The following is a 22,621-nucleotide window of genomic DNA, read 5'->3' as shown; positions in this document are numbered from 1 at the left end:
TCAGGGGACGGTCCGCGCCAGCTCGAGGAGCTTGGCGCTGATCCGGAGGTTGGCCTGGCGGGCCGCCTCGGGGTTGATCTCCAGCCGGATCCTGCCGGCCTCCGGGTAGAAGCCGACGATGCCGCCGTTGCGGGCAAAGCCGTCCTGGTCGCTGAGGGTGAGCACGCTGTGGCCGCGCAGGCGGGGCTGCAGCTCGGCCCAGCGCCGTTCCGGGCCGCCCACGTACAGCACCTGGCACTGGGCCACGTCGGCCGGCAGGCTGGCGAGGACGCGCAGGGGGCGGTCTTTGACCGGCTTGCCGGCCAGGTCGCCGAGCAGGGCACTGACCGCGTCGCTGCCGTTGATGCACAGGGTCAGGGCGTCGCCGGGCAGGGCCGGCCAGTCAACGAACTTGATGACATGGAAGACGTAGGCGGCTTTGACCTTGGCCTCCAGCTCGGCCGGCCGGGCCAGTGGGGCGAAGGCCATCAGGCCGGCCGCCAGCAGGAGCGGGACGCAGGCGCGCAGCGCGGCGGGGCGAGGGCGCCCGGCAGGCTCAGTAGCGCACATCCAGGCCGACGAAGGCATTGAAGCCGGGGTCCCGGAAGTCGAAGGGCATGCGGTATTGCCGGTCGGTCAGGTTGTTGAGGTCGAGGGTCAGGCGGACCTCCTGGCTGCCCTGGCGGTCGAGGGTCTTCTGCAGCCGTGCGTTGATCACCCCGAAGTGCCCGTAGGCCTGGCGGCTGCCCCGGTCGGTGCTGTCGTAGTAGCGGCCGACCCAGTGGTAGTAGGCGGATGCGCTGAGCTCGCCGGGCAGGCGCAGGCTGAGGCCGGCATTGGCCAGGGTGTCCGGGGCGAAGGGGATGGCGCTGCCGTCCTGGGCCGCATTGACCGGATCGCTGACCCGGCTGTGGGTGCGCGTGAAGTTGGCGAAGAAGGTGCTGCCGCCGGCCGGGCTGTAGCGGGCATCCACCTCGTAGCCAGCGGCGCGGGCGCTGCCGGCGTTCACCGAGCGCACTTGGGAGGGCGCGGCGCTGACGATGTTGGTGACGATGGCGTCACCGATGGTGTTGAGGTAGGCGCGCAGGTCGACCGCCAGGTCCCGGCTGGCCTGCCAGGCAAGCCCCAGATCGCGGCCGATGCCGCTCTCCGGCTTGAGGTTCGGGTTGGGCAGCTCGCCGCTGGCCTGCAGCGAGGACACCGTGCCGCCGATCTGCTTGGCGGTGGGGGCCATGAAGCTGGAGCCGGCGTTGGCGTAGAAGGCCAGGCCCGGATGCATGTTGTAGCGGGTGCCGAGGCTCCACAGGTTCTTGCTCCAGCTGGCGGCGCGCACGTCCGGGGTGTTGCCGGCGAGCAGGGCGTAATCGTTGTGCAGGCTGTTGCGGCGCAGGCCGCCGCGCAGGATCCAGTCGTCCAGGCGGATCTTCTCCTGCACGAAGTAGCCCGTCGAGCGGGCTTCGGCGCGGTTCTCCCGCGATGTGGCGCCACCGGCGCCGCGCAGGTCGGTGGCGTAGTCCACCCACTGGGCGTCGACGCCGAGGGTCAGCAGGGCGTCCTGCCCGTGGCGATGGCTGAAGGTCAGGTCGGCCGGGCGGATGGTCTGGCGGGTGTTCTCCAGGTTGACCAGGGCCAGGCTGGCCGGAAAGGCGTCGTTGGCGAAGCGCCGGTCGTAGCGCCGCTCGCCGTACTTGAACTGGAGGTGCCAGTCGGTGGCGAAGGGGTTGTTGTAGGCGAAGTTGAAGGTGTCGTAGTGGTGCTCGAAATCCCGATTGGGGCGGCCCATGTTGCCCTGCTGGAAAGTCCGCTGGTAGAACAGGGAGACCGTGTGGTCGGGTCGGTCGAGGGCGTAGCTGAGCTTGGCGAAGGCCCGGTCCTTCTCGTAGCGCGGTGATTGCACCGTGTGCAGCCACGAGCCGCGGGTGCCGTAGGGGGTGTAGTCGGAACGCTCGTGGCGGGCGCTCAGTATGTAGCTCAGGGCGCCGCTGCGCCCCTGGGTGTAGGCGCTGCCGGCAAAGGTGCCATAGCTGCCGGCGCCCGCCGCAAAGCGCGTCTGGGCTTCGTCCACCCGGTTGCGCAGCACGAAGTTGGTGGTGCCGGCGAGGGGCGTCTCGTTGCCCACGAAGTCCATCGACAGATAGCCGGAATAAAGCACCGAGGCCGGCCCCTTGTGGACTTCCACCCGTTCGATGGCGGCGCTGTCCAGGCTCATCGCATCCACGAAAGAGTCGATCGGCAGGCCGTCCAGCAGGTAGCTGTTGTACTTGGGGCCGAGGCCGGCGTAGGCGCCCCAGTTGGCGTCGTTGCGCGACAGCACATTGACGAACTGGCCCGAGGTGTGGCGCATCAGCTCGGCGAGGTTGCGGTTGGGGGTGGGCAGGCGCTCGATCTCGTCGCTGCGCAGCACCAGGATCTGCTGGGTGACCGAATCCGGTGCCTGGCCCAGCTTGGTGTCGGTGACCACCAGGTTGCCGAGCTGCTCGAGGCTGGTGGCATCCACGAAGCCGGCCAGGGGCAGGTTTTCGATAGCCGGGGCGTCAGCCCAGGAGAGGGCCGGAAGACCGAACAGAAGGAGCGCAAGGCGGTGAGGCTTCATGATCCGGATCACGGCCGAAGAGGGCGCGGCAGGGCGCGAAATAGGGCAGCTATAAAGGGTGTAACGGCGTTTTACAAATTCCGCCGCATCTTATCCGGGTATGAAATCAAGATCAAACGGGCGTTCCAGTGCCTGTGCTCCGCGCCGCGTGTGTGACCGTGCAGAGACTTCACAAAAGTTTCATTCAAATTGCGTGAGCCGCCATCAACAATGTCGGTATTACTGATTCAGCCCGTGCACCCGCGCCATGTACTTCAGCGGTCTCGTGACCCATCTCCGCAGCATCCTGCTCAGCCAGGCCCTGAGCGTCGTGTTCCAGCCCATCTTCGATCTCGAGCAGCGCGAGGTGCTGGGCTACGAGACGCTGATGCGCGGGCCTGCCGATTCGCCGCTGCACACGCCGGAGCAACTGCTGCGGGTGGCCCGCGATGCCGGGCTGGGGATTGAACTGGAGCGCCTCGCCGCGGGGCTGGCGATCGACGCCTTCGTGGAGGGGCAGCTGCCCGGCCGGCTGTTCATCAACTTCGGCGAGGCGATGATCATCGATCTGGCCGAGGGTGACGCGCTCGACCGCCTGCTCGACAAGGCCGGCCTGGCCCCCGGGCGGATGGTGGTCGAGTGCATGGGGGCGGCGGCACAGGCCGAGCGCCTGGATGCTGCCCTGGTCCGCCTGGCCGAACGGGCTTGCGGCCTGGCTTTCGATACGCCCGTCCCCAATTTGAGGGACGGCGCCTTCCTGAAGATCGCGGCCTCCCGGATCGGGCGGATCCACGCCGATCCCGACCGTCGCCAGGGTCTGGATGCCTTGCTCGCGCAGGGCGCCCGCCAGGGGGGGCGGAGCATTGCCGAAGGCGTCGAGGATGCGCGCGACCTGGCCCTGCTGCACCAGCTGGGCTGCCAGTGCGCCCAGGGTTTCCTGCTCGGCCGTCCCTCCGCCGAACCCGTCCGCCAGCTGTCGCGCAGCGTGGCCGGCGTGCTGGCGACGACCCGTCCCGGGCTGGCCTAGAGCGGCGTCAGCCCGCGGTCAGGCGGGCATACAGGCGCGGCAGGTGCACCGGAAGTTCTTCCGGCTTGCGCAGCACGCTGTAGCCTGCCGGCCCGAAGAGGTGAGGCAGGTAGGCTTCGCCCTCCCGGTCGATGGTGACGCAGAAGGGGCGCAGGCCCTGGGCCCGGGCGGCGTGCAGGCTCATCCGGGTGTCCTCGATGCCGTAGCGGCCTTCGTAGTGATCCACATCGTTGGGCTTGCCGTCCGACAGGATCAGCAGCAGGCGCAGGCTCTCCGGGCGTCTGGCGAGAATCTGCGTGGCGTGGCGGATGGCCGCGCCCATGCGGGTGTAGAAGCCCGGGCGGATGGCCTGGATGCGGCCGCGGATGCGGTCGTCCACCCGATCGTCGAAATCCTTGATGCGGTGGAAGCGGATGTGCTCGCGCCGCCGCGACGAGAAGCCGTACAGGCCGAAAGGGTCGCCGGTGGCGCCGAGGGCTTCGCTGAACAGCCACAGGCTGTCGCGGATCACGTCGATGACCCGCTGCTCGTCGCTCACCCAGGCGTCGGTGGACAGGGACAGGTCGGCCAGCACCAGGCAGCACAGGTCGCGCTCGCGCCGCTCGCAGGACAGGTAGCCGCCGCTGGCGCTGGCGGCGTGGCCGCTGTGCCGGTCGGTGAAGGCGCGCACGCAGGCGTCCAGGTCGAGCTCCTGGCCGTCGGGCTGGTTCTTGAGCCAGCGCCGGGCGGGGGTGAGGGCTTCCAGCTGGCGGCGCAGGCGCCGGGCCGGCACGATCAGGCGCGGAGGCAGGGCGCAGGGCTCGGCGTCGCGCGGGTCGAGCACGTCGAGGCGGCACATGTCCGGCTTGAGCTGCTGCTTCTTCCAGTCCCATTCGGGCAGCAGGATGCCGGTTTCGAGGGGGATGTCGTCGTGGGCGGCGGAGGGCAGGTCCAGGTCGAAGCGCACCTTGGAGGCCGTGTCGCGGCTGTCCTGGGCCACCGCCACCTGCTCCATCTCGCTGGCGGCGCGCACCGGGTCCTCGTCATCGCCCTCCTCGTGGCTGCGATTGACCTTCACGTATTCGGCAAAGGACAGCAGGCTCTCGGCGCGGAAGGGCAGGATCAGGCCGTTGCGGCCGTCGGGCATGTCCTCGCGGCTGGCCTGGCGGCGCCGATCGGTGGCGTCGGCGCTCTTGCCGCTCTCGCGCTGCTCGGCGGGGGTGGGGTCGGCGGCGTTGTTGCGCCGGTCGATGGCCACCGGTGCCGGGTACAGCCATAGGGCCACGGGTTGGGGCGGGCGGCGGGCGGCGGGCAGGCGGGTGACGCTGCCCGGCTCGGCGAGGGCCTGGCGGATGGCCTGTTCGGCGGCGGCCTCGTCGGCCGGCAGGCGGGCGGGGTCGGGGCGCTCCGCCAGCACGGCGGCCACCAGGCGGCGGTAGCGCGCGGCAAAGCCGGGAAAGGCGGCCAGGGTGGCGGTGCTGGCCTGCTGGTTGGCGCTGATCCAGCTGTCGGCATCGAGGCCCGCGGCGGGCAGGGCCGCACCCTGGGCGATCAGCCACAGGTAGAGGTCGCGGTTGAGAGTGCGGTCGGGGAACAGGGCGATCTCGGCCGGCAGGCGCAGGGTCTCCGCGTCCCGCGCGGCCAGGGCGGCCTTTTCGCCGCTGTGGGCCAGGCGCGCCAGCCAGTTTCGGCGGGCGCCGTGCTCGACCTCGGCGGCCGGGGCCACCCGCAGGCCGGGGTCGCCGCCGAGGGCCCGGAAGAGGATTCCGGCGCTGCGCTCCATCTCGGCCAGCCGCACGGCCGCAGCCGGGTGGCTACGGCTTGCCGCGCGGGTGATGAAGCGATGCCACAGGCCGCCGATGAACTCTTCCATGTCTGCTTCCGTTGCGGGGGCTGTTTACCTCGCGGTCCAGCCCCCATCGATGAGTTGTACCGAGCCGGTGACGGACTTTGCCGCATCGGAGCACAGGAACACCGTGAAGGCGGCCACTTCGTCCGCCTCCACGAACTGCTTGGTGGGCTGGGCGGCCAGGATCACCTCGCGGATCACCCGGTCTTCCGGCATGTTGTGTACTTTCGCTTGGTCCACCACCTGCTTGTCGATCAGGGGGGTGCGCACGTAGCCGGGGCACAGGGCGTTGCAGGTGATGCCCTGCTCGGCCACTTCCAGCGCCACGGCCTTGGAGAAGCCCACCACCGCGTGCTTGCTGGCGGTGTAGGGCGCCTTGAAGGGCGAGGCGACCACGCCGTGGGCGGAGGCGATGTTGACGATGCGCCCCCAGCCCCGCGCCTGCATGCCGGGCAGGGCGGCCTTGGTGGTGTGGAAGACCGAGGACAGGTTGAGGGCGATCAGCGCGTCCCACTTGTCGTCGGGGAAGGCGTCCACCGCCGCCACGTGCTGCATGCCGGCGTTGTTCACCAGGATGTCCAGGCTGCCAAAGGCGGCGATGGTGCTCTCCACCAGTTCGCGGGCGGACGCGGCCTGGGCCAGGTTGGCCCGGGTGTAGCCGATCTCGGCGCCGGTCTCGGCGGCCAGCCCGGCGCGCAGGCTCTCCGCTTCGTCGGCCGGGCGCGAGCCGTTGAGCATCACCCGGGCGCCGGCCCGGGCCAGGGCCCGCGCTACCGCCAGCCCGATTCCTGAAGTGGAACCCGTCACCAAAGCCGTTCTACCTGCCAGCATCGTTCTCTCCTTGTGGGGTGCCGGGCGACTGCCCGGGCAAAGGGAGGATGCTAGCGCAGGGGGCGGTCCGTGCGGCGATCTCCGGCGCTGGCCGGGCGGGCGTGGCGGGGGGCGGAAGGAAGGGCCGGGGGCGCGCGGGCTTCATGGAGCGCAGCCTAGCGTGGCGCTGGCGGCGTGGCCCTGTCCTGGCTCAATTTTCGCGGGTGATTCAGCCTTCCACCCGGTTTCGCCCGCCGTGCTTGGCCTGGTAGAGGCTGCGGTCGGCGTGGCGGAACAGGTCCTCGGCGGTGTTGCCGTGGTCGGGGCAGGCGGCGATGCCGATGGACAGGGTGGCGTGCAGCGTGAGGCCGCCGAAGGGGATCCCGCGGCTGCCGAAGGCGTGGCGCAGGGCCTCGGCCCGTTCCCGGGCGGTGGCCAGGGACATGGTGGGCATCAGCAGCAGGAACTCCTCGCCGCCATGGCGGCTGGCCACATCGCCGGCGCGGGCCATCTCGGTGAGGAGCCGGGCCAGCTGCAGCAGGACTGCGTCGCCGGCCTGGTGGCCGTAGGTGTCATTGACCCGCTTGAAGTGGTCCAGGTCCATCAGGATCAGAGCCAGGGGCTGGTCGTCGCGCTGGCTGCGGGCGAGCTCCCGCTGCAGGGTGGCGTCCAGGTAGCGGCGGTTGTAGAGCCCGGTGAGCGGGTCGCGGATGGCCTGCTCGCGCAGCTGCGCCTGCAGGGCGTCGATGGCCTGCAGGTTGCGCTGCAGGGCGTCGTTGGCGGCCAGCAGGTCGCGTTCGCGCTGCTGCAGGGCCTCGCGGGTGTCGCGCAGGCGCTGGATGCGGGTGAAGGCGATGTGGCCCATGGCCACCAGGTAGGCGGTCAGGCAGACGATGCACAGCAGGGTGGTCGGCAGATCATTGCCGGGGACCAGGCGGAAGCCCCACACCAGGCCGCCGATCAGGGCGCCGGTGGAGAAGGCCAGCAGGGTCTCGGCGACGCCGGGCCAGCCCTTGTTGGCGGTGTTGTTGGAGAGGGTGCCGAGCAGGGACGAGAAGGTGATCCACAGGGGAAAGCCGAGGGCCGCCGCCGCCATGCCGAGGAGGAGCGAGTCGGCGCTGAGGTTGTGCATCTCAGTGTCCAGCGGGGCGCTGGAGCTCCGCGCACGGCGGAACTGCAGGTGCGGGTAAACAATCAGCAGCACGCCGAGGAAGAGCCAGATGCTGGCGCTGACCGCCTCGACCCGGGCGTGCAGGCAGACCGCCAGGAAGAGCATGCCGAAGGCGGCGGTGCGCATCCGGTAGTGCATCTGCACGACCCAGGACAGGCGCTGTGTCGCCGTCTCCGGGCGGTCACCGCCCGGTGTGTCGGGCAGCCGGGGGCGCAGGCTGGGGGGCGCAATGGGCAAGACAGGCTCTCTTCACGTCATCCGGGGGCGGGGGATCGATCGTTTCCCCATTATGCGGGGAAAAGCCCTAACGGCGTGGCGGGAGCGCTCTTGAGCGCCTACTGCGGTCTGGCAAAGCCGCTGTCCACCCAGCTCTGGGCGCTGCGCCGGTCGAGCTTGAAGCTGGCGGCGACGCGCACCTCGGCCAGCAGCTCGTCGAAGCTGTTGCGGGCCGACAGGGTGGCGTAGGGCTCGTACTCGTCGGGCACGATGTCGAGGAAGACGTCCACCGGCCCGTCGTCGGTGCTGATGCTGAGCCGCTTGTGATACAGGGCGTGGAGGTGCTGCTCGTGGCGGCGCAGCACTTCGGAGGCGGTCTTGACCAGGGTCTGGAAGGCCGGGGCGTCGAGGGGCTTGGGGTTCTTCTTGTCGCGGCCCATGGTCCACGGCCCCACCAGTGCCGGCTCGGCCTCGCCGTCCTTGATCATCTCCACGGCCCAGCCGTCATCGTCCTCGTTCTTGATGACCCGGGCGGTCCAGCCGTTGTCCCGCCACAGGCGCGCCTCGTGGATGCTGTCGGGCTCGCCGGCTTCGTCGAAGGCGGTGGTGTCCATCAGGCCTCCGGGCGGCGGGTCAGCAGCAGGCCGCATTCCAGGTGATGGGTGTACGGGAACTGGTCGAACACCGCTGCGGCGCGGATCTCGTGGGTGTCCGCCAGGGCCGCCACGTTGGCGTGCAGGGTCTGCGGGTTGCAGGAGATGTACAGGATGTTCGGAAAGCGCCGGGCCAGGGCCACGGTGGCGTCGTCCAGGCCCATGCGCGGCGGGTCCACGAAGAGGGTGCTGAAGTCGTAGCCGGGCAGGTCCACTCCCTGCATGCGCTTGTATTCGCGGCCGCCGGCCAGGGCATCGCTGATCTCGTCGCTGGACATGCGCACCATCGTCACATTGCCGACGCCGTTGGCTTCCAGGTTGTAGTGGGCGGCCTTGACCGATGACTTGCTGACCTCGGTGGCCAGCACTCGGCCAAAGCGCGGTGCCAGGGCCATGGTGAAATTGCCGTTGCCGCAGTAGAGCTCCAGCAGGTCGCCGCCTGCGCCCTCCACCTGGTGGCAGGCCCAGCCCAGCATCTGGCGGTTCACGCCGCCATTGGGCTGGGTGAAGCTGCCCTCGATCTGCTGGTAGCGCAGTAGCCGGCCGTCCAGCTCGAACTCCTCGAGCAGCCAGTCCTGGCCGACCACGATCTTCTGCTTGCGGCTGCGCCCGATGATCTGGGCGTCCATGGCCGTGGCCAGTTCGCGAGCGGCGGCCTCCCAGGCCTCGTCGAGGGGCCGGTGGTAGACCAGGCAGATCATCAGCCGGCCGCTCAGGGTGGCCAGGAAGTCCACCTGGAAGATCTTGCGCTTGAGGGGCTCGCTGGCCATCAGGCGCTCGCGCAGCACCGGCATGGCCTGCGCGATGGGGGCGGCGACGGCCGGAAAGTCCTGGATGATCACCGGGGTCTTCGGGTCGTCCGAGTCGAACATGGCGTAGTCCACCCGGTCGCCCTCGTGCCACATGCGGAATTCGGCGCGTAGCCGGTAGTGGAGGGGCGCGGAGGCGTGCACAAGGGGCTCGGGCAGGCCGAAGCCGGCGAAATCGGCCTTGAAGGCCGCCACCTTGGCGGCAAGCTGGTGGTCGTAGTCGGCGGGGTTGATGCTGGGAAGGGGCATGGCGGGGCAACCGGCTGGCCGGCGGTGGCCGGCGAAAGAGGGGCGAATATACGCTTCTCGGGCCTGCCGGGGGAGCCCGTGCGCGGCGGGCCGCCGGGGCCTGCCCGCCGCGCGGCCCGGGCATGGAATCCGCCCCGTGCCGGAACCCGCGCCCTGCCTGGCGTTCCAAGCCCCGACCCCATTCACTGCCGACCCATCATGCCGATCCGGAATTTCAAGCTCTACGCCCACCCTGCCGCCACCCCCGCGGGAAGCCGCCCGCCGCTGCTGTTCGTGCACGGTGCCTACACCCACGCCTTGTGCTGGATGCCGAACTTTGTCCCCTATTTCAATGCGCGGGGCTTTGATTGCTACACCGTGGACCTGTCCGGCCACGGGCAGAGCGCGGCGCGGGCATCGCTGCACGGGTTCGGGCTGGCCGACTATGCGGTGGACCTGGCGGAGGCGGTCGCCAGCCTGCCGGCCCTGCCCATCCTGGTCGGGCATTCCATGGGCAGCCTGGTGGTGCAGCGCTACCTGGCGAGCGGCCAGGCGGCCGGCCTGGCCCTGCTGTCGCCGGTGCCGCCCACCGGCACTGGCGGATCGGCGGCCCGCCTGGCGCTGACCCGGCCGGAGTTCTTCGCCGAGCTGCCGCGGGTGACGTCCGGCCACCCCACCCAGCGCACGCTGGAGGTGATGGCCGAGGTGTATTTCTCGCCGGAGATGTCGCTTGACGCGGTGCTGGCTTGCCTGCCGATGATCCAGGACGAATCGGAACAGGCGGTGGCCGAGATGGCGACCCTGCCCTTCCACCCCGTCGGGCGCCGGCCGGACATCCCCGCGCTGGTGATGGGTGGGCGCGAGGACGCGGTGTTCCCCCCGTCGATGCTGTTCTTCACGGCCCTCTCCTGGCGCGCCCGGCAGGTGGTGGTGGACGGTGCCGGGCACATGCTGATGCTGGACCCGCAATGGGAAGAGGCCGCCCGGGCCCTGGCCGACTGGGCGGACAGCGTTAGGGGGTGACCGCTTTAGGGGCTAACCACGTGAGGAGCTGACGCAGGGGCGGCTAACCCTTGCGGTCGAACATCACGTAGCGCTTGAGCACGGGCTCTACCACCTCGAAGGTGCCGATGAAGCCGGTGGGGATGATGCCCGCGTCGCCGGGGCCGAACTCCCGCGCGTTGCCTGCCGTGTCGATGATGCGCAGGCGGCCGCGGACCACCTGGAAGAACTCGTGCCGCCCTTCGTGGAAGGCGATCCGCCAGGCCCCCGGCTCGCATTCCCAGTCGCCCATCGACAGCGCCCCGTCCTCGGCCGCGTAGCGCTCCGCGGTCAGGCGCAGCGGCGGCGCACCAATCGCCCGGCTGGCAGCGGGGCGGTCTTCGACGGGGTCGGGAGCAGGGTCGGCAAAATGGATGACGGGCGGCATTGCGGAATCCGGCAGTAGGGTAGGTTTAAACGGAAGGCGCCGCAGTTTACGCCTTTACCCCCACCCCCGCCGCCCCATCAGAAAGCCTTACAAAAAAACCGCGATTTCGAACGTGCCCCGGAAAGCGTAGCGAGCGCCCCGAGGTCGCAATGAGGAGCACAGCCGTACATGAGTACGGCGAGCACCGGAGTTGCAAGATCGGGGCGCGCAGTAGCTTTACGGGGTGCGTTCAGAAGAGTTCGACGTCGTCGCCTTTATCCTTCATCTCGGCCTTGTACTGGTCCAGCGCTTCCTTCACCGGCATGCCCTGCATCACCGCGTTGAACATGTCGAGCTCTTCGCGGGTGGAGTATTTGGCGCGGATCTTTTCCTGCAGGGCGACCCACTCGAAGGGGTTGTAGAGCTTGCGCTGGTCGGTGACCAGGCTGCTGAGCGCTTCCAGACTGTGGGAGACGTGGGCCAGGCGCTGGCTGAGCTTGTCGTAGAACTGGAAGGCGATGATGGATTTCTGGACCCGGCCGGCCACTTCGGCGGCGTGGCCGATCAGCGATTCCTTGAGCTGGGCGGTGGCGGGGGAGTCGGGCAGCTGCTCGAGGGCCGTGCCCATCATGCGCATGTAGCCGGCCATCGACGTGAAGGAGTCGGTCAGCACTTCCACCGAGCTGTGGCCTTCCTTCATCGCCGCTTCGATCTGGCCGACCGCCAGCTCGAGCATCAGCACGGTCTCACGCACCTGGCTCCAGTCCAGATCGGGCATGTGGGCGCTGGTGCCGCGACGTTCGTCTGCTGCTGTCATTACTTTCTCCGCTTTTGGACTGGGTCCCGGGTTTTCGGCATGGTTCCGAAAAGCTTTAGGGCACCTTTCTACGCCTCCCCAGCGAAGACGGGCTCCGGCTCCAGCTCAACCCCGAAGCGGGCCTGCACGTCGCGCTGTACCGCGCGGCTGGTGGCAAGCACGTCGGCACCGGTGGCGCCGCCATGGTTGACCAGCACCAGGGCCTGCTTGTCGTAGCAGCCCACCGGGCCGAGGCGGCGGCCCTTCCAGCCGGCCTGCTCGATCAGCCAGCCGGCGGCCAGCTTGACCCGCCCGTCGGGCTGCGGGTAGCTGGGCAGGCCCGGGTGGGCGGCGGCCAGGCAGGCATGGCTGGCGGCGTCCACCACCGGGTTCTTGAAGAAGCTGCCGGCGTTGCCGATCTCGGCCGGGTCGGGCAGCTTGCGGCGGCGGATGGCGATGACCGCGTCCGACACCTGCAGGGCGTTGGGGTGAGCGATGCCTTGGGTCTCCAGCTCACGGGCCACGTCGGCATAGCCGGTGTTGGGCGCCCACGCCTTGGGCAGGCGGAAGGTGACGGCGGCGATCAGGTAGCGGCCCTTGCCGGCCTGCTTGAAGAAGCTGTCGCGGTAGCCGAAGGCGCAGTCGCGCTTGTCGAAGCCCACGGTCTTGCCGGTTTCCAGGTCGTAGGCGCGCAGGCTGTAGAAGTGCTCGGCCATCTCCAGGCCGTAGGCGCCGATGTTCTGTACCGGCGCGGCGCCCACGGTGCCGGGGATGAGGGACAGGTTCTCGAGGCCGGGCATGCCCATGTCGAGGGTCCAGCGCACGAAGTCGTGCCAGTTCTCGCCGCCGCCGGCACGCACGAAGAAGGCATCCGTGTCTTCCTGGATGCGGTTGCGCCCATGGAAGGCCACGTGCAGCACCAGGCCGGGAAAATCGCCGGTGAGCACCAGGTTGGAGCCGCCGCCGAGCACCAGGCGGGGCAGGCCGGCCACCCGCGGGTCGTCGAGCACGGCGCGCAGGCCGTCCACCTCGTCCACCGCGGCGAACCAGGCGGCCCGGGCGGGCAGGCGCAGGGTGTTGAGGCTGTCGAGCGGTACGTCCTGGCGCAGCAGGCTGTCGGCGGAGACGGTGGGGTTGCGGCTCATGGCGCGATCTTCCTGGTGCAGCGTGACGGGCGGGCGGGGGCGCTCATTGCCTCACCTCCGCCAGGACCGCCGGAGCGGGCAGGCCCGGCGTGCGCCGGCAGGGGTTGATGTCCAGCCCGCCGCGGCGGGTGTAGCGGGCCCACACGCACAGCTCGGCCGGGCGGCACTGGCGCAGCACGTCGGTGAAGATGCGTTCCACGCACTGCTCGTGGAATTCGTTGTGGCGGCGGAAGGAGATGATGTAGCGCAGCAGGGCCTCCCGGTCGATGGGGGCGCCGCGGTAATGCATGGCCACCATGCCCCAGTCGGGCTGGCCGGTGACCAGACAGTTGGACTTGAGCAGGTGGGAATACAAGGTTTCCTCCACCTCCGGCTGGCCGGCGTCGCTGCGCAGCAGGCCGGGGTCGGGGGTGTAGCGGTCCACCTCGATGTCGAGGGTGTCGAGGAGCACGCCCTGCGGGTAGCCGATGGCCCGTGCGGGGCGGCTGGAGAGGGGCTCGACCTGCACCGTGACCGGGGCGCCGGCGGCGGCGGACAGATCGCGGGCGAGGGTCGCCTGCAGTTCGGCCACGTCGTTCACCTTGGTTTGGTTGAAGGCGTTGAGGTAGAGCTTGAAGGACTTGGACTCGACGATGTTGGGCGAATCAGCTGGCACCCGGAAGTGCGCCAGGGCCACCTCCGGCTTGCCCCTGGGGCCGAGCCAGGAGAGCTCGAAGGCGGTCCACAAGTCTTCGCCGATGAAGGGCAGGGCGTCGGCCGCGATGCCGATCTCGTCCCGCTTGCCTTGGCGGGCGATGGGGAAGAGCAGCTCGGGGGCGTAATGCTCGGCGTAGGCGACGGCCTTGCCGAGGGGCGAGGCGTCGGGGTGAGAGGCTGCTGTGCTCATCAACGGTTCTCCTTGAGCGCCTTGAGCAGCTTCTGCCCGGCACGGCCGTCCACGGTGTGGCCGAGGCGTTGCTGTTCGACCCGGATGGCGGCCCGGCTGGCGTCGCCGAGCATGCCGTCGATGGCGCCGATGGCATGGCCGCGGGCGGCCAGCAGGACTTGCAGCTCGCGGCGTTCGGCGCGGGACAGGCCGGCATCGTCGGTGGGCCAGGGGGTGGTGAAGGCGCCGCCGCCGCGCAGCCGGTCGGACAGGTGGGCGATGGCCAGGGCGTAGCTCTCGGCGGCGTTGTAGCCGTAGATGGCGTCGAAGTTGCGGAACACCAGGAAGGCCGGGCCCTTGGGGCCGGCGGGCAGCAGCAGGCCGGCGTTGCCGTCACCGGCGAGGGGGCTGCCGTCGCTGCGCTTGAGGCCGCGGGCGGCCCAGGCGGACAGGGGCTGCTTGTTGCGGCGGCCGGCGCTGCTGGCGTCGAAGCCGGCGGGCAGGCGCACTTCGTAGCCCCACACCTCGTCTTCGCGCCAGCCGGCCTTGCGCAGGAAGTTGGCGGTGGAGGCGAGGGCGTCGGGAACGCTGCCGACCAGGTCGCGGCGGCCGTCACCGTCAAAGTCTACGGCCAGGCGCAGGAAGGTGGAGGGCATGAACTGGGTGTGGCCGAAGGCGCCGGCCCACGAGCCGACCATCTGCTCGGCCTTCACGTCGCCGGCGTCGACGATCTTCAAGGCGTCGAAGAACTCGCCGCGGAAGTAGGCCTGGCGGCGGCCGTAGCAGGACAGGGTGGCCAGGGAGGTGAGCAGGGGGCGGGAGCCGAAGTTGCGGCCGAAGTTGCTCTCCACGCCCCACACGGCAACCACTGTGGCCGGATCGACCTTGTAGCGGGCCGCCACCGCGTTGAGGGTGTCACCCCACTGCCTGAGCATGGCCTGCCCGTCGGCAACCCGTTCGTCGTCCACCAGGCCGGAGAGGTAGTCCCAGATCGGGGTGCGGAACTCGGGCTGGTAATCGAGGAAGTCCAGTACCTTCAGGTCGGGCTGCAGGCTGGCGGTGAGGCGCTCGTAACCGCTGCCGGACACTCCCCGGGCGGTGGCGCCGGATTTCAGCTCGGCCACGCAGGGGGTGAAACGCGATGGGTCTGGGAGGTCGGCGGCGTGTGCGCCGTGGGCCAGGCCGGCGGCGCTCAGGGCGATCCCGGCAAGGATTCGGGTGAGTGGTTTCATCAACGTATGAAGGATTGCATCAGGGCGAAGAAGCGCCCGTAGAAGTCGGCGTCGGTGACGGTTTCCTCGCCCACCTTGACCAGGGTTTCGTTGTTGCCGCCGAAGGGCAGGGACAGGGAGCCGATGCCGGTGACGCTCAGGCCGGTGCTGGCCGAGCCGGCCTTCAGCTCCTCCCGGACCTGGCGGACGTTGGCATACACGGCAGCCCCTTCGCCCTCGGCCAGGCAGAAAAGGCTGAAGGTGAGCTGGACCTGGCTTTCGCGGTTGGGCTGGAAAAACTTGCGGGCCTTGACCGCGTCGGGCTTGCTCTCGTCGATCAGGTAGCCCTGGCTGAGGAGCGCGCGCCGACCGGCTTCGCAGGCCGCCTGGGGGGGCACTTCGAAGGACTGCTCGTAGGGTGAGTCAGGCGTGAAGTTCTCGAGCTTGTAGCTCTCCTCCTTGGGCTTGGAGGAGAGGTTGCTGCAGGCAGCCAGGGCGAGGGTCAGGATCAGCAGGGTGACACGGTGACGCATGGATGGCGGTACTCGGTGGAGTTCGGAAGGCTGTAGGGGCGGCTTCAGCCGCCCTCAGGGACTTGATCGACGCCTGCGGGCGGCTGAAGCCGCCCCTACAGCTCCAGGTCAGTGGGCTTCGTCCCAGTTGGCGCCGACCCCGACTTCGGCAACCAGGGGTACGGAAAGTTGCGCCACGCCGGCCATCAGCCTCGGAATCTGCTCGCGGATCAGGGCCACTTCGTCGTCCGGCACCTCCAGCACCAGTTCGTCATGCACCTGCAGGATCAGCTTGGATTTGACGCCGGATTCCCGCAGCCAGGCGGAGGCGGCGATCATGGCCTTCTTGATCAGGTCGGCGGCGGTGCCCTGCATCGGTGCGTTGATGGCCGCCCGTTCGGCGGCCTGGCGGCGGCCCACCTGCTGGGCGCGGATCTCCGGCAGGTGCAGGCGGCGGCCGAAGACGGTCTCCACGTAGCCCTGGGCCTTGGCCTCGGCGCGGGTGCGCTCCATGTAGTCGGCGACGCCGGGGTAGCGGGCGAAGTAGCGGTCGATATAGCTGGCGGCGGCGGCCCGCTCGATGCCCAGGTTCTTGGCCAGGCCGTGGGCGCTCATGCCGTAGATCAGGCCGAAGTTGATCACCTTGGCGTAGCGGCGCTGCTCGCTGGTGACCTCCAGCGGGGTGACGCCGAAGATCTCGCCGGCGGTGGCGCGGTGCACGTCCTCGCCCTTGGCGAAGGCGTCGAGCAGGCCCTTGTCGCCGGACAGGTGGGCCATGATGCGCAGCTCGATCTGCGAGTAGTCGGCCGAGAGGATGCGGTGGCCGGCCGGGGCGATGAAGGCGGCGCGGATGCGGCGGCCTTCCGGGGTGCGGATGGGGATGTTCTGCAGGTTGGGCTCGGTGCTGGCGAGGCGCCCGGTGACCGCCACCGCCTGGCTGAAGCTGGTGTGGACCCGGCCGGTGCGCGGGTTGACCATTGCCGGCAACTTGTCGGTGTAGGTGTTCTTGAGCTTGGCCAGGCTGCGGTGTTCCAGCAGCAGCTTGGGCAGCGGGTAGTCCTCGGCGAGCTGGCTGAGCACGTCCTCGTCGGTGGACGGCTGGCCGGTGGCGGTCTTCTTGACCACCGGCAGGCCGAGCTTGGTGAACAGGATCTCGCCGAGCTGCTTGGGGGAGCCCAGGTTGAAGGGCTGGCCGGCCAGTTCATGGGCCTGCTGTTCCAGTTCGTGCAGGCGGCGGCCGAGTTCTTCGGAATGCTGGGCGAGCAGGAAGTCGTCGATAAGCACGCCATTGCGTTCCATCTCGAACAGCACCCGCGCGGTGGGCAGCTCCACCTCCCGGTACAGGGCGGCCAGGGCCGGCTCCGCCGCCAGCTGGGCCGACAGGTTGTGGTGCAGGCGCAGGGTGATGTCGGCGTCCTCGGCGGCATACTCGGTGGCGCGGGCCAGGTCCACCTCGCCGAAGCCGATCTGCTTGGCGCCCTTGCCGCAGACCTCGGCGTAGGTGAGGGTCTTGAGGCCCAGGTGGCGGCTGGCCAGGGAGTCCATGTCGTGGGACTTGTCGCTCTCCAGGATGTAGGACTCGAGCAGGGTGTCCTCGGCAATGCCGTTGAGGTGGATGCCGTGATTGGCTAGGATGTGGGCGTCGTACTTGAGGTTCTGGCCGAGCTTGGCGTGGGCTTCCGACTCGAGCCAGGGGCGCAGCTTGTCGAGCACTTCGGCCAGGGGCAGTTGGGCCGGTGCGTCCGGGTAGGTGTGGGCGAGGGGCAGGTAGGCGGCTTCGCCCTCCACGATGGCGAAGGACATGCCCACCAGGGTGGCGGCCATCGGGTCGAGGCCGGTGGTCTCGGTGTCGAAGGCGGTGAGCGCGGCCGAGCTGATCTTTGCCAGCCAGGCGTCGAAGCTGGCCCAGTCGAGCAGGACTTCGTAGCCGGTGCGATGGGCTCCGGGCTCGCCGGCCGCCTCGGGTTGCGCGATGGCGGTGCCCGCGGCGGGGCTGGTGGCTGCGTTGCTGGCGGCGGGGCGGTGGGTGCCTTCTTCCAGTTCCTTCAGCCAGCCCTTGAACTCCATGCGCCGGTAGATCGCGGCGAGGGCGGCCTTGTCGTCCTCGCGGGCCGGCAGGTCGGCGGGGCCGACGGGCAGCTTGAGGTCGGTGACCACGGTGACCAGCCGGCGGCCGAGGGGCAGGAAATCCAGGTGCTTGCGCAGGTTCTCGCCGACCTTGCCGCCCACCTTGTCGGCACTGGCCACCAGCTTGTCCAGGTTGCCGTACTCGGTGAGCCACTTCACGGCGGTCTTGGGGCCGCATTTCTCGACGCCGGGGACGTTGTCCACGGTGTCGCCGATCAGGGTCAGGTAGTCCACGATGAGCTTCGGCGGCACGCCGAACTTGGCGGTGACGCCGGCTTCGTCGAGCACTTCCTCGCTCATGGTATTCACCCAGCGTACGCCGGGCTGGACCAGCTGGGTGAGGTCCTTGTCGCCGGTGGAGATGACCACCTCCCAGCCGGCCTCCACCGCCTGGCGGGTCAGGGTGCCGATCACGTCGTCGGCCTCCACGCCCTCTTCCATCAGCAGGGGCCAGCCTTCGGCCTTGACTGCCTCGTGCAGCGGCTCGATCTGGGCCCGCAGGTCGTCGGGCATGGGCGGGCGCTGGGCCTTGTAGTCGGGAAACCAGTCGTCCCGGAAGGTCTTGCCCTTGGCATCGAATACGCAGGCGCGATACTCCGCCTTGTAGTCGGATTCGAGCCGACGTAGCATGGACAGCACGCCGCGCACGGCACCGGTTGGCTCCCCCGCGGAATTGCGCAGATCGGGGAGGGCATGGAAAGCACGGTACAGGTAGCTGGAACCGTCGACGAGCAACAAGGTAGGCATGGGCATGCAAGGCTGAGCAGGCGCCCGGCACCCCTCACCCCTCACTCCTTACAAGAAAAATGACTGCAAAAGACAAGCTTCCCCGGATGGCGCCGAGCACGGCGGCCCAGAATTTCACGGCCCGGGAGTCCTGGCGGATTTTCGGGATTATGGCAGAGTTCGTCGAAGCGACTGAACGCCTCAAGCCCATCCGTCCGGCGGTGTCCATCTTCGGCAGCGCCCGCACCAAGCCCGACCACCCTTATTACGCCACCACCGAGCGCATCGCCCGCCTGCTCTCCGACGCCGGCTTCTCGGTGATCTCCGGCGGCGGGCCCGGCATCATGGAGGCGGCCAACAAGGGCGCCTACTTCGGCAAGTCACCCAGCGTGGGGCTCAACATCCAGCTGCCCATGGAGCAGCAGGCCAATCCCTACCAGGACATCTCCCAGACCTTCCAGCACTTCTTTGCCCGCAAGTTCATGTTCGTCAAGTTCGCCACGGCCTACGTGGTGATGCCCGGTGGCTTCGGCACCCTCGATGAACTGCTGGAGGCGATGACCCTGATCCAGACCGGCAAGAGCCGCAAGATCCCGGTGATCCTGGTTCACGAGCCTTTCTGGCGAGGCCTGATCGACTGGTTCAAGGAGCGCCTGGTGGCCGAGGGCATGGTCAACCCGGACGACCTGGACCTGGTGCAGGTCATCGACGAGCCGGAAAAAGTGGTGGATGCCATCTTCGATCACTACCAGAGCCGCGGCTTCCTGCCCCTGCCGGAAGAACACGAGCTCATGCTCAACCTGTAGCCGCAATGCCCTGTAGCCGTCATGCCGCGGGTTACAATCGTGGCATTGCCAGGAGACCTATCATGCCCCGAGCACGTCATATCGCCGCCCTGCTGATCGCCCTTGCCTTGCCGGCCTGGGCCCAGCAGCCCCCCAAGCTCGAGCCCCTGCCCGAACCCCCTCCGCCGCCGCCCGGCATGGAGCTCGACCAGGACGTCGAGCCGCAGGTCACCATCACCAGGAAGGGTGAGGACACGGTCGAGGAATTCCGGGTCAATGGCCAGCTCTACATGGTCAAGGTCACCCCGCCTGGCGGCGTGCCCTACTACCTCTACGACGACGTCGGCAACGGCGACTTCACCCGCCGCGACGCCCAGGATTCGGGCATCCGGGTGCCCAAGTGGGTGATCAAGCGCTGGTGAGCCCGATTGCCGGGTGAACGAAAAAAGGCCGGGGGTTCCCGGCCTTTTTTATTTGAGGTTGTAGGGGCGGATTCATCCGCCCTCGGACCCCGGTCAGGCACTTGCGGGCGGCTGAAGCCGCCCCTGGCCGCCCCTTCAGCTCCTGCTTTCAGGGTGCCTCGCACAGGCAGTGCAGGTAGGTGGCGCCCGGATCGTTCCACAGGGCCAGCCCGGCCAGCTCGTTGCGGATGCGGGCCAGGGTGGCCTCCACCGGGGACAGGCGGGTCTTGGCGCCCTCCGTGTCCTCGCCGTTGTCGAGCAGCTTGGCCAGCAACTGGTCGCGGGGCGACAGGGGCTTTTCCACGTAGCTCACGTCGTAGTCCTTGAGTCCGGCCCGGGTGGCTGCAGCCTTGACGGCTTCGTCGAGGCCGCCGAGTTTGTCCACCAGCCCCTTTTCCTTGGCCTGGCTGCCCAGCCAGACGCGGCCCTGGGCGACCTGGTCCACCGCCGCGACATCCATGCGGCGGTTCTTGCCCACCAGTTCGATGAAGCGCTTGTAGCCGAACTCGATGCTCTGCTGGAGCACGCTGGCCACTTGTGGATCCAGCGGGCGACGCGGGTCGAGGCCGCTGGCCAGGGCCGAGGTGCCGACGCCGTCCACCGCCAGGCCCAGCTTGCCCATCGGGCCGGAGAGATCCGGCACCATGGCGAAGATGCCGATGGAGCCGGTGAGGGTGGCCGGGCCGGCCCATACCTCGTCGGCGGCCATGCTGATCCAGTAGCCGCCCGAGGCCGCCACCGAACCCATCGAGACGATCACCGGCTTGCCGGCCTTGCGGGTCAGTTCCAGCTCGCGGCGGATGACTTCCGAGGCGGTGGCGCTGCCGCCGGGGCTGTCCACGCGTAGCACCACGGCCTTGATGCTCTTGTCCTCGCGGGCCTGGCGGATCAGGCCGGCCACGGTGTCGCCGCCGACCACGCCGGAAGGCTGCTCGCCGTCCACGATGGCGCCCTGGGCCACGACGATGCCGATGTGGTCGCTGGCCTGGGGCGTTTCGTCGCGCACCCGCGAGATGTAGGTGGCCATGTCCACGTGCTTGTAGCCGCGCGCGTCGTCGCTGGCACCAACCCGTTCCTTCAGGAAGTCACGCCATTCATCGGCTGTCTTGAGCCCGTCCACCAGGCCGGCCTTGAGTGCCATCCGGGCGGTGTCGCCCCCGGCTTCTGCCAGCAGGGCCGGAGCCTCGCTCACATAGCGGGCGAGGCCGGCGGCGGCTTTCGGGCGGGCGGCGGCAATGTCGGCCTGGTAGGTGCGCCAGGCGGCGTCCAGGTAGTCGCGGGTGGCCTCCCGGTCCTCCGGCGACATGTCGCTGCGGGTATAGGGTTCAACGAAGGACTTGTAGGTGCCCACCCGGAAGATCTGCATCTTCACGCCGGCCTGGTCGAACAGGCCCTTGAAGTAGGTCGGGTAGCGGGCGAAGCCGGACAGGAAGACGTAGCCATCCGGGCTGACGAAGACTTCGTCGGCCTGGGCGGCCAGGTGGTACTGAACCTGGTTGAAGTTCTTGCCGTGGACATAGACCTTCTTGCCCGCCTTGCGGAAGTCGGCCACGGCGGCGGCGATCTCCTGCAGTTTCGACAGGCCGGCGCCGGCCAGGCTGTCGGTCTCGATGACCAGGGCCTTGATGCGGGCGTCACCCGCAGCGGCGCGGATGGCGTCCACCACGTCACGCAGCAGCACCTGGTGGATGCCGTCGCCACCCTGCAGCACGCTGAGGGGGTTGCGCACGCTGCGCTGCTCGACCAGCTGCCCGTTGGGGGCGATCAGCAGGGCGGCTTCGGCCGGCAGCGGCGTCGGCCTGGCGGCCAGCCAGCCTGCCACCAGGAAGGCCACCACGGCCAGGAACAGCAGGTTGAGGCTGAGCTGCCTGAAGCGGTCGATCGCTCGCCATACCGCCGAAAAAACTCTTCTCACGACACCGGGCCGTGCTTTCCGATCCATTACATTCTCCAGACGGGCCTCACGGCCCGGCGGCCATCGGCCGCCTCCAAGGTTTGCGGGGTCCACCAATCCGGTAGAATCCCGCCATGTTTACCAATCCCACTCCCGACCAGCTCCGCAGCCTGCTGCAGGAAGTCCGGACAATTGCCGTCGTCGGCCTGTCGCCGCGGCCGGAACGCCCGAGTTACAGGGTGTCCCGCGCGATGCAGGGCTTCGGCTACCGCATCGTACCGGTTCGTCCGGCGGTTGCTGAAGTCCTGGGCGAAAAAGCCTATCCGCGCCTCTCCGACATTCCCTTCCCGGTGGACCTGGTGGATGTGTTCCGCGCCGCCGACGAAGTAGGGCCCATCGTGGACGAGTGCATCGCCCTGGGGGTCAGGCGCATCTGGCTGCAGGACGGAGTGATCAACTTCGACGCCGCCGAACGCGCCCGGGCTGCCGGCATCACCGTGGTGATGGACCGCTGCGTTTGGCGGGATTACATGGATCTTATCCCATGAGCAAGAAACTCGCCTTCACCAAGATGCAGGGCCTCGGCAACGATTTCGTGATGATCGACGCCGTGCGCCAGGACATCCAGCTTTCCGGGGATCAGGTGCGCTACCTGGCCGACCGCCACTTCGGCGTGGGTTGCGACCAGCTGCTGGTGGTCGAGCCGGCGCAGACGCCCGGCGTGGACTTCCGTTACCGTATCTTCAACGCCGATGGCGGCGAGGTGGAGCAGTGCGGCAACGGTGCCCGCTGCTTTGCCCGCTTCGTGTTCGACCAGGGCCTCACCGACAAGCGCGAGATCCGCGTCGAGACCCAGCGCGGAGTCATCGCGCCGCGCCTCGAGGACGACGGCAATGTCACCGTCGACATGGGCGTGCCGGTGCTCAAGCCGGCCGAGGTGCCCTTCGTCAGCGATTCCGATGCCTGGGTGCAGCCGCTCGACGTGGCCGGCACCAGCGTGGCGATCACCGCCGTGAGCATGGGCAACCCCCACGCCGTGCAGGTGGTGGCGGATGTGGATACCGCCCCGGTGGCGGAGCAGGGGCCGCTGATCGAGCATCACCCGCGCTTTCCGGCACGGGTCAATGCCGGCTTCCTGCAGATCGTCGATGAACACCGGGTGCGCCTGCGTGTGTTCGAGCGTGGTGCCGGCGAAACCCTGGCTTGCGGCACCGGCGCCTGTGCCGCGGTGGTCACCGGCATCCTGCGCGAACTGGTCGTGTCGCCCGTCACCGTCGAGACCCGGGGCGGCGAGCTGAGTATCGCCTGGGACGGCGTCGGTACGCCCGTCATGATGACCGGCCCGGCCGTCACCGTGTTCAGCGGCGAGCTGAGCCTTCCCTGAGTTTCACGTTCCAC

General features: G+C 69.1%; 21 protein-coding genes. 6 read left to right on the top strand and 15 right to left on the bottom strand.

Annotation, left to right across the window (positions count from 1 at the left end):
* Both HHL15_RS05130 and HHL15_RS05125 read right to left on the bottom strand, forming a co-directional pair.
* Positions 1-468, bottom strand: coding sequence for a YfiR family protein (locus tag HHL15_RS05130; protein ID WP_169144759.1), 468 nt, complete (start codon positions 466-468; stop codon positions 1-3).
* A gap of 67 nt (positions 469-535) precedes the next feature.
* Positions 536-2,572: a TonB-dependent receptor plug domain-containing protein gene (locus tag HHL15_RS05125; RefSeq protein WP_169144758.1), complete on the bottom strand. Its 2,037-nt coding sequence runs from the start codon at positions 2,570-2,572 to the stop codon at positions 536-538.
* 247 nt (positions 2,573-2,819) lie between these two features.
* On the opposite strand from HHL15_RS05125, the gene HHL15_RS05120 reads away from it, so the two are divergent.
* Positions 2,820-3,578 carry an EAL domain-containing protein gene (locus HHL15_RS05120; RefSeq protein ID WP_169144757.1) on the top strand — a complete coding sequence of 253 codons (759 nt, stop codon included), beginning with the start codon at positions 2,820-2,822 and terminating at the stop codon, positions 3,576-3,578.
* 7 nt (positions 3,579-3,585) lie between these two features.
* On the opposite strand, the gene HHL15_RS05115 is transcribed toward HHL15_RS05120, so the two are convergent.
* From HHL15_RS05115 to trmA, 5 genes are all read right to left on the bottom strand, one after another.
* Positions 3,586-5,430 (bottom strand): VWA domain-containing protein, encoded by a 1,845-nt coding sequence (locus HHL15_RS05115; protein ID WP_169144756.1) that lies wholly within the window; start codon positions 5,428-5,430, stop codon positions 3,586-3,588.
* 24 nt (positions 5,431-5,454) lie between these two features.
* A complete protein-coding gene (locus tag HHL15_RS05110; RefSeq protein ID WP_169144755.1) occupies positions 5,455-6,237 on the bottom strand; it encodes a 3-hydroxybutyrate dehydrogenase in 783 nt (260 codons plus the stop codon).
* 208 nt (positions 6,238-6,445) lie between these two features.
* Positions 6,446-7,624 (bottom strand): sensor domain-containing diguanylate cyclase, encoded by a 1,179-nt coding sequence (locus HHL15_RS05105; RefSeq protein WP_169144754.1) that lies wholly within the window; start codon positions 7,622-7,624, stop codon positions 6,446-6,448.
* Between the two features lie 98 nt (positions 7,625-7,722).
* Positions 7,723-8,217: a hypothetical protein gene (locus tag HHL15_RS05100; protein ID WP_169144753.1), complete on the bottom strand. Its 495-nt coding sequence runs from the start codon at positions 8,215-8,217 to the stop codon at positions 7,723-7,725.
* Positions 8,217-9,314 (bottom strand): tRNA (uridine(54)-C5)-methyltransferase TrmA, encoded by a 1,098-nt coding sequence (gene trmA, locus HHL15_RS05095; RefSeq protein ID WP_169144752.1) that lies wholly within the window; start codon positions 9,312-9,314, stop codon positions 8,217-8,219. The genes HHL15_RS05100 and trmA overlap by 1 nt, the downstream gene beginning before the upstream one ends.
* Positions 9,315-9,512: 198 nt before the next feature.
* Here trmA and HHL15_RS05090 point away from each other — a divergent pair, with 198 nt between their 5' ends.
* A complete protein-coding gene (locus tag HHL15_RS05090; protein WP_169144751.1) occupies positions 9,513-10,316 on the top strand; it encodes an alpha/beta hydrolase in 804 nt (267 codons plus the stop codon).
* Positions 10,317-10,359: 43 nt separating this feature from the next.
* Here HHL15_RS05090 and HHL15_RS05085 read toward each other — a convergent pair whose 3' ends face one another.
* The 7 genes from HHL15_RS05085 to polA all read right to left on the bottom strand — a co-directional run bounded on the left by HHL15_RS05085 (position 10,360) and on the right by polA (position 18,104).
* On the bottom strand, positions 10,360-10,722 hold the full coding sequence (locus HHL15_RS05085) for a cupin domain-containing protein (protein ID WP_169144750.1): 363 nt from the start codon (positions 10,720-10,722) through the stop codon (positions 10,360-10,362).
* A 229-nt stretch (positions 10,723-10,951) separates the two neighbouring features.
* A complete protein-coding gene (locus HHL15_RS05080) occupies positions 10,952-11,518 on the bottom strand; it encodes a hypothetical protein (RefSeq protein ID WP_169144749.1) in 567 nt (188 codons plus the stop codon).
* Positions 11,519-11,586: 68 nt separating this feature from the next.
* Positions 11,587-12,642: a UDP-N-acetylmuramate dehydrogenase gene (gene murB, locus HHL15_RS05075; RefSeq protein ID WP_169144748.1), complete on the bottom strand. Its 1,056-nt coding sequence runs from the start codon at positions 12,640-12,642 to the stop codon at positions 11,587-11,589.
* A 43-nt stretch (positions 12,643-12,685) separates the two neighbouring features.
* A complete protein-coding gene (gene queF / locus HHL15_RS05070) occupies positions 12,686-13,528 on the bottom strand; it encodes an NADPH-dependent 7-cyano-7-deazaguanine reductase QueF (protein WP_169144747.1) in 843 nt (280 codons plus the stop codon).
* A complete protein-coding gene (locus tag HHL15_RS05065) occupies positions 13,528-14,739 on the bottom strand; it encodes a lytic murein transglycosylase (protein WP_169144746.1) in 1,212 nt (403 codons plus the stop codon). The genes queF and HHL15_RS05065 overlap by 1 nt, the downstream gene beginning before the upstream one ends.
* Positions 14,739-15,251, bottom strand: coding sequence for a DUF2242 domain-containing protein (locus HHL15_RS05060; RefSeq protein WP_169144745.1), 513 nt, complete (start codon positions 15,249-15,251; stop codon positions 14,739-14,741). The genes HHL15_RS05065 and HHL15_RS05060 overlap by 1 nt, the downstream gene beginning before the upstream one ends.
* Before the next feature lie 108 nt (positions 15,252-15,359).
* A complete protein-coding gene (gene polA, locus HHL15_RS05055) occupies positions 15,360-18,104 on the bottom strand; it encodes a DNA polymerase I (RefSeq protein ID WP_169144963.1) in 2,745 nt (914 codons plus the stop codon).
* Positions 18,105-18,163: 59 nt separating this feature from the next.
* Between polA and HHL15_RS05050 the strand changes: the two genes are divergently transcribed.
* Entirely contained in the window at positions 18,164-18,889 is a 726-nt protein-coding gene (locus tag HHL15_RS05050; RefSeq protein WP_169144744.1) for an LOG family protein, read from the top strand.
* Between the two features lie 62 nt (positions 18,890-18,951).
* A complete protein-coding gene (locus HHL15_RS05045) occupies positions 18,952-19,290 on the top strand; it encodes a DUF2782 domain-containing protein (RefSeq protein WP_169144743.1) in 339 nt (112 codons plus the stop codon).
* A gap of 148 nt (positions 19,291-19,438) precedes the next feature.
* Here the strand turns inward: HHL15_RS05045 and sppA are convergent, their stop codons facing one another.
* On the bottom strand, positions 19,439-21,271 hold the full coding sequence (sppA, locus tag HHL15_RS05040) for a signal peptide peptidase SppA (protein ID WP_169144742.1): 1,833 nt from the start codon (positions 21,269-21,271) through the stop codon (positions 19,439-19,441).
* An 86-nt stretch (positions 21,272-21,357) separates the two neighbouring features.
* On the opposite strand from sppA, the gene HHL15_RS05035 reads away from it, so the two are divergent.
* Together HHL15_RS05035 and dapF are read left to right on the top strand one after the other, a co-directional pair.
* Positions 21,358-21,771: a CoA-binding protein gene (locus HHL15_RS05035; RefSeq protein WP_169144741.1), complete on the top strand. Its 414-nt coding sequence runs from the start codon at positions 21,358-21,360 to the stop codon at positions 21,769-21,771.
* Positions 21,768-22,607, top strand: a complete 840-nt coding sequence (gene dapF / locus HHL15_RS05030; protein WP_169144740.1) for a diaminopimelate epimerase — start codon at positions 21,768-21,770, stop codon at positions 22,605-22,607. The genes HHL15_RS05035 and dapF overlap by 4 nt, the downstream gene beginning before the upstream one ends.
* Positions 22,608-22,621 lie beyond the last annotated feature (14 nt).

The sequence above is a fragment of the Zoogloea dura genome, from assembly GCF_012927165.1.
GTDB classification, from domain to species: Bacteria; Pseudomonadota; Gammaproteobacteria; order Burkholderiales; family Rhodocyclaceae; genus Zoogloea; species Zoogloea dura.
Note: the sequence above shows the minus strand (reverse complement) of the source record. Positions and strands in the feature narration are given on the sequence as shown.